Origin of the sequence: Halorubrum sp. SS7 (assembly GCF_005435055.1) — an archaeon.
Taxonomy (GTDB): Archaea; Halobacteriota; Halobacteria; order Halobacteriales; family Haloferacaceae; genus Halorubrum; species Halorubrum salinarum.
Genome location: NZ_SGXV01000492.1, coordinates 1 through 308 on the forward strand (window position 1 = coordinate 1; position 308 = coordinate 308).

Genomic DNA, 308 nt, shown 5'->3' on the forward strand with positions numbered 1-308 from the left:
AATAGAGCCAATCGTTCAAAGTGAGAGGCCACTAGTGGACATGCCTCAACTCAAGTACTGAGGTATGAGGATTCGACTCTAGTGATGACCAGTTACTCGATGAATATCGTCTGAACGACCCAGCGAAACGTGATGTCGTTTCGGCCAAGATTAGGATCAAACTCCTCGAAACTAGAGTTGTCACTAATGGCTTCGAGTCGTGCGTCCTTCTTATCATGCTCATCATCATCTTCGTCTTGGTACAGCCCAACACGGAAGACCTGCTTACCGTGGGCAACCTGTTCCGCGTACTTGGTGAAGACCTCGTC

Annotated in this window: 1 protein-coding gene; it reads right to left on the minus strand. The window is 48.7% G+C overall.

All coding sequences use genetic code 11. From position 1 onward, the window contains the following. Positions 1 to 92: 92 nt before the first annotated feature. Positions 93 to 308 (minus strand): hypothetical protein (locus tag EXE44_RS20540; protein ID WP_158293519.1); only part of this gene is annotated, 216 nt, incomplete at its 5' end.